12 protein-coding genes and 1 riboswitch are annotated in these 14,111 nt (G+C 74.5%); of the genes, 9 read left to right on the forward strand and 3 right to left on the reverse strand.

What is annotated here, in order from left to right; genetic code table 11:
• Positions 1-13 precede the first annotated feature (13 nt).
• The 4 genes from ACWGJO_RS08810 (at position 14) to ACWGJO_RS08825 (ending at position 4,722) form a co-directional block, all read left to right on the forward strand.
• Positions 14-2,137, forward strand: coding sequence for a HelD family protein (locus tag ACWGJO_RS08810; protein ID WP_452182816.1), 2,124 nt, complete (start codon positions 14-16; stop codon positions 2,135-2,137).
• A 159-nt stretch (positions 2,138-2,296) separates the two neighbouring features.
• Complete coding sequence (locus tag ACWGJO_RS08815) at positions 2,297-2,653, forward strand: zinc ribbon domain-containing protein YjdM (RefSeq protein ID WP_387686568.1); 357 nt, start codon at positions 2,297-2,299, stop codon at positions 2,651-2,653.
• 153 nt (positions 2,654-2,806) lie between these two features.
• On the forward strand, positions 2,807-4,270 hold the full coding sequence (locus tag ACWGJO_RS08820; RefSeq protein WP_452182817.1) for an MFS transporter: 1,464 nt from the start codon (positions 2,807-2,809) through the stop codon (positions 4,268-4,270).
• Positions 4,270-4,722, forward strand: coding sequence for a MarR family winged helix-turn-helix transcriptional regulator (locus ACWGJO_RS08825; RefSeq protein ID WP_359898326.1), 453 nt, complete (start codon positions 4,270-4,272; stop codon positions 4,720-4,722). The genes ACWGJO_RS08820 and ACWGJO_RS08825 overlap by 1 nt, the downstream gene beginning before the upstream one ends.
• 153 nt (positions 4,723-4,875) lie before the next feature.
• Here ACWGJO_RS08825 and cobF read toward each other — a convergent pair whose 3' ends face one another.
• A complete protein-coding gene (gene cobF / locus ACWGJO_RS08830; RefSeq protein WP_452182818.1) occupies positions 4,876-5,634 on the reverse strand; it encodes a precorrin-6A synthase (deacetylating) in 759 nt (252 codons plus the stop codon).
• A 114-nt stretch (positions 5,635-5,748) separates the two neighbouring features.
• A riboswitch (cobalamin riboswitch) is annotated at positions 5,749-5,993 on the forward strand.
• 156 nt (positions 5,994-6,149) lie between these two features.
• Here cobF and metE point away from each other — a divergent pair.
• On the forward strand, positions 6,150-8,465 hold the full coding sequence (gene metE, locus ACWGJO_RS08835; protein WP_452182819.1) for a 5-methyltetrahydropteroyltriglutamate--homocysteine S-methyltransferase: 2,316 nt from the start codon (positions 6,150-6,152) through the stop codon (positions 8,463-8,465).
• An 89-nt stretch (positions 8,466-8,554) separates the two neighbouring features.
• Here the strand turns inward: metE and ACWGJO_RS08840 are convergent, their stop codons facing one another.
• The gene (locus ACWGJO_RS08840) at positions 8,555-9,406 is read right to left on the reverse strand and encodes an SDR family oxidoreductase (protein WP_452182820.1); all 852 of its coding nucleotides are present in this window, start codon (positions 9,404-9,406) and stop codon (positions 8,555-8,557) included.
• Between the two features lie 69 nt (positions 9,407-9,475).
• Between ACWGJO_RS08840 and ACWGJO_RS08845 the strand changes: the two genes are divergently transcribed.
• The gene (locus ACWGJO_RS08845; RefSeq protein WP_387728529.1) at positions 9,476-9,895 is read left to right on the forward strand and encodes a MarR family winged helix-turn-helix transcriptional regulator; all 420 of its coding nucleotides are present in this window, start codon (positions 9,476-9,478) and stop codon (positions 9,893-9,895) included.
• A gap of 159 nt (positions 9,896-10,054) precedes the next feature.
• On the opposite strand, the gene ACWGJO_RS08850 is transcribed toward ACWGJO_RS08845, so the two are convergent.
• Positions 10,055-11,014 (reverse strand): ABC transporter substrate-binding protein, encoded by a 960-nt coding sequence (locus ACWGJO_RS08850; RefSeq protein ID WP_452182821.1) that lies wholly within the window; start codon positions 11,012-11,014, stop codon positions 10,055-10,057.
• 90 nt (positions 11,015-11,104) lie between these two features.
• Here ACWGJO_RS08850 and ACWGJO_RS08855 point away from each other — a divergent pair, with 90 nt between their 5' ends.
• The 3 genes from ACWGJO_RS08855 to ACWGJO_RS08865 are packed head-to-tail and all read left to right on the forward strand — an operon-like array spanning position 11,105 to position 14,069.
• On the forward strand, positions 11,105-12,103 hold the full coding sequence (locus ACWGJO_RS08855; RefSeq protein WP_452182822.1) for a FecCD family ABC transporter permease: 999 nt from the start codon (positions 11,105-11,107) through the stop codon (positions 12,101-12,103).
• Positions 12,100-13,221, forward strand: a complete 1,122-nt coding sequence (locus tag ACWGJO_RS08860; RefSeq protein WP_452182823.1) for a FecCD family ABC transporter permease — start codon at positions 12,100-12,102, stop codon at positions 13,219-13,221. The genes ACWGJO_RS08855 and ACWGJO_RS08860 overlap by 4 nt, the downstream gene beginning before the upstream one ends.
• Positions 13,218-14,069, forward strand: a complete 852-nt coding sequence (locus ACWGJO_RS08865) for an ABC transporter ATP-binding protein (protein ID WP_452182824.1) — start codon at positions 13,218-13,220, stop codon at positions 14,067-14,069. Before ACWGJO_RS08860 ends, ACWGJO_RS08865 begins: the two co-directional genes overlap by 4 nt.
• Positions 14,070-14,111: the final 42 nt, after the last annotated feature.

Here is a 14,111-nt window from a genome sequence, read left to right on the forward strand (position 1 = left end):
AGGGGCGCGAACGATGACCTCGGAAATCCGGAACCTGGACGGCGAACTGGAACGGGAGCGGGCCTACGTGGAGGTCTGCCGGGTCGCGACGGCCCGGCAGGTCGAGGACGCGGGCCACCAGGTCGTCGCCGCGGAGGACGTCTCCGGCGACGGTGCGAGCGCGGAAGCGCTCGGCCGGTACCTGCGCACCCGCGCCAAGCGGATGAACGAGCTGCCGGAGAGCCCGTCCTTCTTCGGCCGCCTCGACTTCGCCGACACCGCGGAGGCCGGGGAGCACCGGCGGCAGCGCTACTACGTGGGCCGCCGGCGGATCTCCGAGGACCCGACGGTGCCGCCGCTGGTGGTCGACTGGCGGGCCCCGGTCTCCCGGGCGTTCTACCGGGCGAGCACCCACACCCCGCTCGGGCTCGCGCGGCGCCGCCGGTTCGGCTGGGCGCCGTGGAGTCTGGGCGCGCCGGAGGAGCTGACCGGGCTGGAGGACGAACCCCTCGGCGCGGAGGGCGGGCACGGCCCGGCGGCCGGCGTCGCGGCGGACGGTGGTGAGGGCGGTGAGGGTGGCGAGGGCGGTGCCGGCGGCATTCTGGCCGCCGAGATCGAGCGGCCCCGCACCGGCCCGATGCGGGACATCGTCGCCACCATCCAGCCCGAACAGGACATGCTGGTGCGGGGCGAGCTGAGCGAGTCGGTCTGCGTGCAGGGCGCGCCCGGCAGCGGCAAGACCGCGGTCGGGCTGCACCGCGCCGCGTACCTGCTGTACAGCTTCCCGCAGCGGATCCAGCGCGGCGGGCTGCTGGTCATCGGTCCCAACCGGACCTTCCTGCGCTACATCGCCGAGGTGCTCCCCGCGCTCGGCGAGATCGACGTCACCCAGCGCACCGTCGAGGACCTGGTCGCCACCCGGCCGGTCGCCGCCGTGGACGACGAGCGGGCCGCCGCGGTCAAGCAGGACGCGCGGATGGCGACGGTGCTGCGCCGGGCGCTGTACGGCCGCATCCGGGCGACGGGCCCGGAGCCGCTGGTCGTACCGGACGGCTCCTACCGGTGGCGGGTGCCCCCGGAGCGGCTGGAACGGACGGTCGCCGAACTGCGCGAGCAGGCGCCGCCGTACGCGATCGGCCGGGAGAGCCTGCGCACCCGGCTGGTGGCGATGCTCCAGGACCAGGCCGAGCGGCGGACCGGTGTCCGGTCCGGCGCCTGGTCGCGGAAGATCGGCCGCTGCGGGCCGGTGGCCGCCTTCCTGGAGGCCGCCTGGCCGAACCTGCGCCCGGAGGCCGTGGTCGCCGCGCTGCTGAGCGACCCCGCCCTGCTGGCCGAGGCCGCCGAGGGGGTGCTCGGCCCCGAGGAGCAGGCGGCGATCCTGTGGCGCCGGCCGCCGCGCTCGGAGAAGAGCGCCAAGTGGTCCGAGCACGACCTGGTGCTGCTGGACGAGGTGGCCGGCCTGATCGAGCGCCCGGCCGGCTTCGGCCACGTCGTGGTGGACGAGGCCCAGGACCTCTCCCCGATGCAGTGCCGGGCGATCGCCCGCCGCAGCGCCTTCGGCTCCCTGACCGTCCTCGGCGACCTCGCCCAGGCGACCGCCCCGTGGGCCGCCCGCAGCTGGCCCGAGCAGCTCGCCCACCTGGGCAAGCCGCAGGCCGCGGTGGTGCCGCTGACCACCGGCTTCCGGGTCCCGGCCGCCGTGACGGCCCTCGCCAACACCCTGCTGGGCGCGCTGGACGTGGACGTGCCGCCGGCCGTGTCGCTGCGGCGGGACGGGGAGCTGACGGTGCGGCGGGTCGCCGGGGACGGCCTGGGCGGAGCGGTGGTCGCGGCGGTGCGGGCCGCGCTGGAGCGCGAAGGCTCGATCGCGGTGATCGCGGCGGACAGCGCGGTGGCGGAGGCCGCCGAGGCGCTGCTCGCGGCGGGGATCCCGACCGGGGCGGCCGAACAGGTCGGCACCACGGCGCGGGTGACGGTGCTGCCGGCCTCGCTGGTGAAGGGGCTGGAGTACGACCACGTGGTGGTGCTGGAGCCGGCCGCCATCGTGGAGGCCGAGGCGCGCGGCCTGCACCGGCTGTACGTGGTGGTGACGCGGGCGGTCTCGCGGCTGGACATCCTGCACTGCCGTCCGCTGCCCGCGCCGCTGGGCGGGGAGTGACGGCCCGGCGGCGGAGGCGGGTTGGGAAGGCCGGGCGGGTGCGGCCGCCGGCCACGACCCCGTGCGCACCGGAAGCGGCGGCCGACCGGTTCCGGTACCCCCGCTGACCTCCTCGCTCGTGCCCCGGAGCAGCGCCGAACGGCTGGATATCCTGAACACATGAGCGACAACCTTCCCCCCTGCCCGCAGTGCTCCAGTGAGTACACGTATGAGATGAACGCCCTCATGGTCTGCCCCGAGTGCGCCCACGAGTGGGTGCCCGGCGGCGCCGACCAGGCCGGCGCGCCGGCCGGCGAGCGCGTGATCAAGGACGCCGTCGGCAACGTGCTGAGCGACGGCGACACCGTGACGGTGGTCAAGGCGCTGAAGGTCAAGGGCAGCGTCTCCGGTATCAAGGCCGGCACCAAGGTCCGCAACATCCGCCTGGTGGACGGTGTCGACGGGCACGACATCGACTGCCGCATCGAGGGCTTCGGTGCCATGCAGCTCAAGTCCGGCGTGGTCAAGAAGGCCTGATCCGCGGGCCCCCAACGGCCGCGCCCCGTCGAGGAGATCGGCGGGGCGCGGCCGTTGCGCTGTCCAGGGCCGGTCCGGGGGTGGAGTCGCCTCCCGGATTAGTTGTAGTATTACAATGATTACAACAACACAAATAAATCTGGAGCGTTCGTCATGCCCGATGCCGCTCGACCGCGGCCCTGGCTCGTGCTCGCCATCTGCTGCATGAGCCTGCTGATCGTCAGCCTCGACAACACCATCCTGAACGTGGCCCTGCCCGCCGTCCGGCGCGACCTGGACACCACGGTGTCCGGCCTGCAATGGACGGTCGACGCCTACACCCTGGTGCTGGCGAGCCTGTTGATGCTCTCCGGCTCGACCGCCGACCGGATCGGCCGCCGCCGGGTGTTCCGGATCGGACTGGTGGTGTTCACCGCGGCCTCCCTGCTGTGCAGCCTGGCCCCCGGGCTCGGCTGGCTGATCGCCGCGCGGATGCTCCAGGCGGTCGGCGGATCGATGCTCAACCCCGTCGCCATGTCGATCATCAGCAACACCTTCACCGACTCCCGGCAGCGCGCCCGGGCGATCGGCGTCTGGAGCGGCGTGGTGGGCATCAGCATGGCCGCCGGGCCGATCATCGGCGGGGCACTGGTGGAGTCGGCCGGCTGGCGGGCGATCTTCTGGATCAACGTCCCGATCGGCCTGGCCGCCCTCTTCCTCACCACCCGCTACGTGCCGGAGTCGCGGGCGGCCCGCACCCGCCGGGTGGACCCGGTCGGCCAGCTGCTGGTCGTCGTGGTGCTCGCCGCCCTCACCTACGCGATCATCGAGTCGCCGGAGCGCGGCTGGACCTCGCCCGTGGTGCTCGGCTGCACGGCGGCCTCCCTGGGCGCGCTGCTGGGCCTGCTGCGGTACGAACCCCGGCGCACCGACCCGCTGATCGACCTGCGGTTCTTCCGCTCCGCGCCCTTCTCCGGCGCCACCGTCATCGCGGTCGCCGCCTTCGCCGGCCTCGGCGGCTTCCTCTTCCTCACCTCCCTGTACCTCCAGGACGTCCGCGGGCTCGACCCGCTGCACGCCGGACTCCTCATGCTGCCGATGGCGGTCATGTCGCTGCTCACCGCGCCGCTGTCCGGCCGGATGGTGGCCGCCCGGGGGCCGCGCACGCCGCTGCTGCTGGCCGGGGCGGCGCTGACCGCGAGCGCCGTGCTCCAGGCGGTCGGCTACTCCGAGCACCTGCCGAGCTGGCTGCTGGTCCTCGCCTTCCTGCTCTTCGGTACCGGCTTCGGCCTGGTCAACGCGCCCATCACCAACACCGCCGTCTCCGGGATGCCCCGCTCGCAGGCCGGGGTGGCGGCGGCGGTGGCCTCCACCAGCCGACAGGTCGGCCAGTCCCTGGGCGTCGCGGTCACCGGCGCCCTGATGGCCGGCAGCGCCCTCGCCGACCCGGCGGCCTTCACCGGGGCGGCCCGGACGGCATGGTGGATCATCGCCGGCTGCGGCGCCGCCGTGCTGGTCACCGGTACGCTCACTTCCGGCCGCTGGGCCCGGGCGACGGCCGAGCGCACGGCGCGGCGGCTCGCCGCCGAGGAGGCGGCCGAGGGAAGCACGGAGACGAAGGAGACGGTGGACGCCTGATGGAGCGCCTCGACACCGGTGGGCACCCGGAGGGGAGCGGGACGGACGCCGCGACGGCGGCCCGGGTCTGGCAGGGGATGTACGCGCTCGTGCTGGAGCGCCACGACCGCCGCAGGACCGTCGCCGAAGCCCTCGGCATGAGCTTCAGCCGGGTCAGGGCGCTGCGCCGGCTCGCCGCCGGCCCGATCACCCTGCGGGAGCTGGCCGAGCGGCTGACCGCCGACCCGCCGTACACCAGCGTCATCGTGGACGACCTGGTGCGGCGCGGGCTCGCCGAGCGCATCACCAACCCGGCGGACCGGCGCTCCAAGCTGGTCCACCTCACCGAGGAGGGCGAGGCGAAGGCCGCGCTCGCCACCGGGATCCTCGCCACGCCGCCGGACGCGCTGCTCGCGCTGCCGCCGGAGGACCTCCGCGCGCTCGACCGGGTGGTGGCGAAGCTCCTGGACTGAGGCTGCCGCCCGACGCGGCGGGCCGGTGCCCCGGACTTGGCAGGAAGCCCGACTGCATGGTCGACGGCAGGTCCGCGGTGTCAGGGAAGCCGGTACGGGTTCGGCGCGCACGGTGGTGCACTGCGGCCCGTCAGGCCTCCGTCAGGCGTCGGGTCAGCCGTCCGAGCGTCGCAGCAGGTAGGTGTCCATGATCCAGCCCTTGCGCTCCCGGGCCCGCTCACGCAGCTCGCGGATGCGCGGGGCGGCCTCGGCGAGCGGACCGGAGACGAGCACCTCGTCGGGGGTGCCGAGGTAGGCGCCGTAGTGGATCTCCAGCCCCTCGGGGTCGATCCCGGCGAAGGCGGCCCGGCCGTCGAGCATCACCACCACGTCGTCCACCCCCTCGGGGAACCCCTCGGCGAGGCGGCGGCCGGTGGTGATCTGCACCGGTCGGCCGACCCGGGTCAGCGTGGTGCGGTGCCGGGCGGCGAGCGCGGAGACGCTGCTGATGCCCGGGATCACCTCGTACGCGAAGGGCACGCCGCCCCGGTTCGACACGTCGTCCACCACGGCGATGACGCTGTCGTAGAGGGCGGGGTCGCCCCAGACCAGGAAGGTGCCGTTCTCGCCCGGGCCGAGGTGCTCGGCGACCAGCCGTTCGACCAGATCGGCGCGGCGGACGCGCCAGTCGTCCACGGCGGCCGCGTACGCGGGGGTGGTGCGGTCCCGTTCGGCGTCCGGCGCCTCGACCACGCGGTGCCCGGGCCGTCCGTGGTCGGCCAGCATCCGGCGACGCAGCCCGATCAGATCCTGCCGTTCCTCGCTCTTGTCGAGGATGAAGAAGACGTCGGTGCGACCGATCGTCTTGACCGCCTGCAGGGTGAGGTGGTCGGGGTCGCCCGCGCCGATGCCGATGACGAAGATGTGCCGCATGGGAGACATTCTGCCGCCCGCTCCCGGGTGCGCCGCCCGGGAGCGGGCGCGGAGCCCGCGTCTCAGCACGCGGACGCCTTGCGAGATTTCCGCCTCGGCGCCGACGGTTTGCCCCTAAGCTGGCGGTGCAGCTGGTTCGCCCTGTCCGCCAGGCAGGCGCGTCGTAAGAGGGAACCCGGTGACGCCTTTCAACTGGCCAGTCCGGGACTGCCCCGCAGCGGTGAGTGGGAACGACCGCCGTCATACGCACTGGACCCGGGACGGGTCTGGGAAGCGACGGCCAGTAGGTGTCCGCCCCGGTTTCGGCCGAGGTGGGTGTGCCCGCGAGTCCGAAGACCTGCCACTGCCCGTGCGCGAGCGTTCGCGCCCGGCCATCCGGTGACCTCGTGGGCGGGTCGGCGACCATATCGGGCGGAGCCGCGCACGGGTGCGGTCGTCCGTCCGGTCCGTCATCCCTTCGCGTCCTCGTGCCGTCACCGGGCACTTGAGGATCCAGACTCGCGAAGGAGAGTCCCTTGACCACGAAGTCCGCAGCCGCGGCGAGCGTCGCCACCGCCCACGGCTACCCCCGTCAGGGCCGGGGCCGTGAATTGAAGAAGGCGATCGAGGGGTACTGGAAGGGCACGGTCACCGCGGGGGCGCTGCTGGCGACCGCCGCCGACCTGCGTCGGGGGAACTGGCAGCAGCTCGCCGACTCCGGCATCGAAGAGGTCCCGACCGGAGACTTCTCGCTCTACGACCACGTGCTGGACACCACCGTGGCGGTCGGTGCGATCCCGCCGCGGCACCGGGAGGCGGTCGACGCCGACCCGCTGGACGGGTACTTCGCGATGGCGCGCGGCAACCAGGACGTCGCTCCGTTGGAGATGACCAAGTGGTTCGACACCAACTACCACTACCTGGTGCCGGAGTTGGGCCCGGACACGGTGTTCGCCGCGAACCCGGCCAAGGCGGTCGGCGAGCTGCGCGAGGCGCTGCTGCTCGGCCACGCCGCCCGGCCGGTGCTGGTCGGCCCGGTCAGCTACCTGCTGCTCGCCAAGCCGGCGCCCGGGGTGGCCGCGGACTTCCGACCGATCACCCTGCTGGACCGGCTGCTGCCCGTCTACGCCCGGCTGCTCGCCGACCTGAGGGCCGCCGGTGCCGAGTGGGTCCAGCTGGACGAGCCCGCGCTGGTGCAGGACCGCACCCCGGCCGAGCTCAACGCGGCCGCGCGCGCCTACCGCGAGCTGGGCGGTCTCACCGAGCGGCCCAAGCTGCTGGTCGCGAGCTACTTCGACCGGCTCGGCGAGGCGCTGCCGGTGCTGACCAAGGCCCCGGTCGAGGGCCTGGCGCTGGACTTCACCGGCCCGGCCGCCGCCAACCTGGAGGACCTCGCCGCCGTCGGCGGCCTGCCCGGCAAGCGGCTGGTGGCGGGGGTGATCGACGGGCGCAACATCTGGATCAACGACCTGGAGAAGTCGCTGGCGACCCTGGCGACCCTGCTGGGCCTCGCCGGCACCGTCGACGTGGCGCCGTCCTGCTCGCTGCTGCACGTGCCGATCGACGCCGCCGCGGAGCGCGACATCGACCCGCAGATCGCCCGCTGGCTGGCGTTCGCCCGGCAGAAGGCCGGCGAGGCGGCGCTGCTCGCCCGGGGCCTGCGCGAGGGCACCGGCGCGATCACCGCCGAGCTCGCCGCCAACCGCGCCGACCTCGCCTCCCGCGCCAACTCCCCGATCACCCGCGACCCGGCGGTGCGCGCCCGCGCCGCCGCCGTCACCGCCGACGACACCCGGCGCGCCCAGCCCTACCCGGTGCGGGCCGAGGCCCAGCGCGCCCGGCTCGGGCTGCCGCTGCTGCCGACCACCACCATCGGCTCCTTCCCGCAGACCACCGAACTGCGCACCGCCCGCGCCGATCTGACGGCGGGTCGGATCGACGCCCCGGCCTACCGGGAGCGGATGGAGGCGGAGGTCCGCGAGGTCGTCGCCTACCAGGAGAAGGCCGGGCTGGACGTCCTGGTGCACGGCGAGCCCGAGCGCAACGACATGGTCCAGTACTTCGCCGAGCAGCTCACCGGCTACCTCGCCACCCGGCACGGCTGGGTGCAGTCCTACGGCACCCGGTACGTGCGCCCGCCGGTGCTGGCCGGGGACATCTCCCGTCCGCACCCGATGACCACCGACTGGTTCGGCTACGCGCAGGGCCTGACCGACCGCCCGGTCAAGGGCATGCTGACCGGCCCGGTCACCATGCTCGCCTGGTCCTTCGTCCGCGACGACCAGCCGCTCGCCGACACCGCCCGGCAGGTGGCCCTCGCCCTGCGCGACGAGGTCGTCGACCTGGAGGCGGCCGGCGCCGCCGTCGTCCAGGTCGACGAGCCGGCCCTGCGCGAGACCCTCCCCCTGCGGGCCGCCGGCCGCCCGGCGTACCTGGACTGGGCCACCGAGGCCTTCCGCCTCGCCACCTCAGGCGTCCGCGCCGACACCCAGATCCACACCCACATGTGCTACGCCGAGTTCGGCGCCATCATGACCGCGATCGACGACCTCGACGCCGACGTCATCTCCCTGGAGGCCACCCGCTCCCACATGGAGGTGGCCGGCGAGCTGGCCGGGGCGGGCTATCCGCGCGAGGTCGGCCCCGGCGTCTGGGACATCCACTCCCCGCGCGTCCCCAGCGCGGACGAAGCCGTCTCGTTGTTGCGCGCGGGCCTGGCGGCGGTCCCGGCGGAGCGGCTGTGGGTCAACCCGGACTGCGGGCTGAAGACCCGCGGCTGGCCGGAGACCCGGGCCTCCCTGGAGAGCCTGGTCGCCGCCGCCCGCCTGCTGCGCGGGGAGCTCGCCGGCTGACGGCGGCCGGGGTGGGCGCGGCGGCCTTGCCGCGCCCACCCCGGTCCCGGCCATCATGCCGCTCGCGGGCCTCCTGCCCCGGTGATCGCCTAGGCGACCCAGCCTGAGGTGAGGCCCTGGACGGCCGAGCCGTCGAGGTCCTTGAGCTTGACCCCGGCGAAGGCCCGGGCGGCGTCGGAGGTGAGCATCCGGAAAGCGGGGCGTTCCGCGGCGAGCAGGTCGAGGATCCCGGCGGCCACGTCCTCGGCCGCCTGGGCGTTGGCGAAGGCGCCGCGGGTGCGGTCCAGGTAGGCGGCCAGGGCCGGGGCGTACGGCCCGGCCTGTTCGGTCGCGTCGTCCGTCAGGCCCACGTTGCCGACGAACTCGCTGGCCACCGCGCCCGGCTCGACGACGCTGACGGACACACCGGCGGTGGCCGCGACCGGGGCGAGGGACTCCATGTAGCCCTCGACCGCGAACTTGGCGGCGCAGTAGGCCTCGTTGAAGGGCTGGCCGACCACGCCGCCGACGCTGGTCACGGTCAGCACGCGGCCCTTGCTCGCCCGCAGCAGGGGCAGGGCGGCCTTCGTGACGTGCAGCACCCCGAAGAAGTTGACCTCCATGACGGCGCGGACGTCGTCGACGCTCTCCTGCTCCAGGGTGCCGATGTGGCCGGCGCCGGCGTTGTTGACCAGCGCGTCCAGCCGGTCGACGCCGGCCAGGCAGGCTTCGGCCGACGCGGGGTCGGTGACGTCGAGCGTCCGGAGGTCGACGGTGACCCCGGCTTCCTCGGCGGCCGCCAGCAGCGGGCCGGCCTTGGCGGTGTTGCGCATGGTGGCGATGACGTGCCAGCCGGCGCGGGCGGCGGCGACGGCGGTGGCCAGGCCGATGCCGGAGGAGGTGCCGGTGATCAGGACGGTCCGGTCGCTCATCTCGCTGTACTCCCAGTGCTTATGGATCATAACCAATATGATCCATAACTATGTGGGCTGACATTTCACTTTGTCAAGCACCTGGATAGTCTGGTGGTCATGTCCCACCCATCGGATGACCTCACCCAGGAGATCGTCGGACTCTTCGCGGCCGTCAACCGCCGCTACGGCCGGGAGTCCGAGGCGGCCGCGGCGGCCCACGACCTGACCGCGCTGCAGGCCAAGGCGCTGCTCGCCGCCGAGGTTCCGGTCCCGACGCGCCGGATCGCCGAGCGGCTGCATGCGGAGCCGTCCAATGTGACGGTGATCGTCGACCGCCTGGAGTCCCGCGGCCTGGTCGAGCGCAGCGTCGACCCCGCCGACCGTCGCGTCAAGCACGTCGCCGCCACCGCCGCCGGCCGCGAGGTCGCCGCGGATCTGCGCGCCCGCATGCCCTTCGCCGGCGATCCGCTGGCCCGGCTCGACGCCGAGCAGCGCGGGTCGCTGCGCGAACTCCTGCGGCTGGTCCTGGAGGCATGACGGCGGGCCCCCGGGCAACTGCCCGGGGGTCCGCCGTTCACAACGCGTTGCCGCTCGCCCGCGCCGCCGGTGGGAACGGCCGGAAGGGCCGTCACCGCATTCGCTGCGACGACGGCCCTTCGGAATGCTCGGGGGGGGGTAATTCCCCGGCCGGGGCGACTACTTCGCGCCGAAGGCCTTCTCGATGTCCTCGACGACCTTCTCCGCCGCGATCGGGCCGGAGCTGCTGCTCCACACCTGGCCGTCGACGCCCATGAGCTGGTTGGTGCCGACGGCCTTGAGGCGGGTGAACGCCTCCTGCCTGCGGGCGGTCTCCAGGGCCTTCTCGCCCTCGGCGTTCAGGGTGGCGACGAACACCCGGTCGGCGTCGGCCTTGTTGAGGTTCTCCAGGGACAGCGGGTCCGAGTGGGGCTGGGCGCCCAGGCCGTCGGCGATCGGCATGGTGCCGGCGCCGGCCTTCTTCAGCAGGTCGCCGGGCATGTTGGTGGTGTTCATCACGATCGGCCCGTTGGGCATCCAGCGCATCACGACGGCGCTGCCGGTCCTGCCCTCGCCGGCCTTGGCGGCGCGCTTGTCCAGCGCGTCCAGCTTGGCGGTCAGGTCGTCCTTGTGGCCGAGGGCGTCGCCGTAGACGGCGAGCACCGAGCGCCAGTCGCCGGCCTTGGGGACGATGGTCGGGGCCACCGCGGAGAGCTTCTCGTACTGGGACTTCTCGATGCCCGAGGAGGCCAGGATGAGGTCGGGGCCGGCCTTGAGGATGGCCTCGATGTTGGGCTCCTTGACCGTGGCGACCAGCGGGACGGCGTCGGCCTTCAGGTAGGCGGGGGCGGTGGTGCCGCCGCGGCTGGCGCTGGTGCCCACCGGGGTGACGCCGAGCGAGAGGGCGGTGTCCAGCGAGGTGTCGTTGAGGGCGACGACCTTCTTGGCCTCGGCCGGGACCTCCACGGCGCCGAAGGCTGTATCGATGCTGCGCTTGCCGCCCTTCGCGGCGGTGGAGGAGGAGTCGGAGCCACCCGCGGAGCTGCCGGAACCCGAGGAGCCGCACGCGGTCAGGCCCAGGGCGAGGGCGCCGGCGACGGCCGTTCCGAGCAGGGTCTTGGTAAAGCGGGTGCCAAGCATGGGTGTTCTCCGAGGAATGGTAGTTTACGGACGAACCGTTTTTCTGAGGTTAGCCTAACCATACGTAAGGCCCTGACGGGGAGGCCCGGTGTGACATTCCGATCACTCCTGCTGCGCGGACTGCTGCCCGCCGGCGCGATACTGCTGCTCGCCGTGCTGGCGAGCCTGCTGCTCGGCGCGGGAGACGTGGGGCCGTCACGGGCGTTCGTCACCCTGCTCGGTGACGGCGACTCCGACTCCCGGTTCACCGTCTTCCACCTGCGCGTCCCGCGGACCGCGGTGGCCCTCGCGGTCGGGCTCGCGCTCGGCGTGGCCGGCACCGTGCTGCAGGCCGCCGCCCGCAACCCGCTGGCCGAGCCCGGCCTGCTCGGCGTCAGCACCGGCGCCTCCTTCGCCGTCGTGATCGCGATCGTGCTCGGCGCCAGCGCCGCGAGCGTCGGCCCGTACGTCGCCGTGCTGGGCGCCGCCGCCGGCTGCCTGCTGGCGCTCGGCGCGGCCCGGCTGCGCGGCGCCGGCGACGACCCCGTCCGCCTGGTGCTCGCCGGCGCGGCGCTGAGCGGACTGATGAACGCCGGCTCCTCCGTCCTGCTGCTGTCCGACGCCCGGGCCGCCGACGAGATCCGGTTCTGGACCATCGGCTCGGTCGCCGGCCGCGGCACCGACCAACTGCTGGCCGTGCTGCCGGTGCTGCTGCTCGGTCTGGTCCTGGCCCTGCTCTCCGGCCCGGCGCTGACCGCGCTCAGCCTCGGCGACGACGTCGCCACCGGCCTCGGCCACAAGCCCCGCCGGGCCCGCGCCCTCGCGGTGACCGCCGTCGCCCTGCTGGTCGGCGCCGCCACCGCGATCGCCGGACCGGTCTCCTTCGTCGGCCTGGTGGTGCCCTTCGCCGCCCGGGCCCTGGTCGGTCCGGACCTGCGCCGGCTGCTCGTGGTCTCCGCCCTGCTGGGGCCCGCCGTCGTGCTGCTCGCCGACGTGGCCTCCCGGCTGGTGGCCCGCCCGTACGAGATGCCGCTCGGCGTGATGACTGCCCTGTGCGGCGCCCCCGTCCTGGTCGCCGTCGTCCGCTCGCACAGAATGCCCGCGCTGTGACCTCCACCGTGAAGACCGCGAAAGCCGCCGCCGCGAAGAACGCCGCGAGCCCCGACACGCCCCCGGCCGCGACCCGGCTGCCGACCCCGCCCGGCACCCGGCTGCTCGCCCTCGGCGGCCGCTCGGTGCTCGTCCCGGTCCGGCCGCTGCTCGGCGGCGCCGCCCTGCTGCTCGTCCTGGTCGCGGTGACCGCCGTCTGCCTGGCCGTCGGTGAGACGAACCTCGACCCGGTGACCGCCCTGCGCGCCGCCTTCGGCGACGGCACCGCACGCGACGTGCTGCTGGTGGAGAAACTGCGGCTGCCCCGCGCCGAGGCCGCACTGGCCGTCGGCGCCGCCCTCGGCGTCGCGGGCTGCCTGATGCAGACCCTCGCCCAGAACCGGCTGGCCACCCCGGACACCGTCGGCTTCAACGAGGGCGCCACCGCCTTTGCCGTCGCCTCCGTCACCGGCGTCGCCACCCAACTGCTGCCCTCTGCCGCCGCCCTGGTGGGCGCCGCCACCGCCGCCTCGCTCGCCTTCGCCCTCGGTGGCGGGGCCGGCCGCAACGGCTACCGCTTCCTGGTCGTCGGCCTCGGCATCGGCGCGGTCTTCGGCGCGGTGACCAACCTGATGCTCTCCCGCGCCGCCATCGACGCCGCCAACTCCGCGTACGCCTGGACGGTCGGCACCCTCAACAGCCGGGACGCCGACGCCGTCGGGCTGCTCCTGCTCGGCCTGCTGGTCTGCCTGCCCGCCGCCGTGCTGCTCGGCCGCCGGCTGTCGCTGCTGCGCTTCTCCGACGCCGTCGCCACCGGGCTGGGCGTCCGGGTGCGCGGCCTGCGGGTCGGCGTCCTGATGGTCGCCGTGGTCTGCGCGGGCCTGGCGGTGGCCGTCGCCGGACCGCTCGGCATGATCGCGCTCGCCGCGCCCGAGGCCGCCCGCCGGATCGCCGGACCGCGCTGCGTTCCGGTGCTCACCTCGGCCGCCGCCGGAGCCGCCTTCACCCTGCTCGCCGACCTGCTCGGCCGCACCGTCCTGTCGCCGATCGAGGTCCCGGCCGGCCTGGTCACCGCCGTCGTGGGCGGCCCGTACCTGCTCTGGCTGCTGCTCACCACCCGTCCCCGGAGGACCGCATGACCGCCCGCACCGCGCCCGCCGCGACCACCGCGCCCGCCGGGACCGCCGCCGGAGCGCCCCGGCTGGCGACCAGCGCGCTCAGCCTCGGCCACGACCGCACCATCGTGGTCCGCGAGCTCGACCTCGAACTGCCGCGGCAGCAGGTCACCGTCATCGTCGGCCCGAACGGCTGCGGCAAGTCCACCCTGCTCGGCGGCCTCGCCCGGACCATCGCCCCGCGCTCCGGCGCCGTGCTGCTCGACGGCAAGCCGCTGACCTCGCTGTCCACCCGCGCGATCGCCCGGATCATCGGCCTGCTGCCGCAGTCCGCCACCGCCCCGGACGGGCTGACCGTCCGTGACCTGGTCCGCTACGGCCGCCAGCCGCACCAGGGCCTGCTGCGGCAGTGGTCCGCCGCCGACGCCGAGGCGGTCGAGCACGCGCTCACCGCCGCCGACCTGCACGAGCTGGCCGACCGCCCGCTGGACACCCTCTCCGGCGGCCAGCGCCAGCGCGCCTGGATCGCCATGGCCGTCGCCCAGGACACCGACATCCTGATGCTCGACGAACCCACCTCGGCGCTGGACATGGGCCACGCCCTGGAGGTGCTGGAGATGGTGCGCGGCCTGACGACCGGGCGCGGCCGCACCGTCGTCCTGGTCCTGCACGACCTCAGCACCGCCTGCCGCTACGCCGACCACATGGTGGCCATGCGCGACGGCGAGGTGGCCGCCCAGGGCGCGCCGCGCGACATCGTCACCCCGGAGCTGGTGCGCGAGCTGTACGGGGTGGAGAGCGTGATCCTCACCGACCCGGTGCACGGCACCCCGGTGGTCTGCCCGGTCGGTCTCGCCCCCCGGGCCCGCTGACCCCGGGCCCGCTGACCCCGGGCTCGGGCCCTGGTGTCGCCG

This window comes from Kitasatospora sp. NPDC054795 (assembly GCF_053611565.1).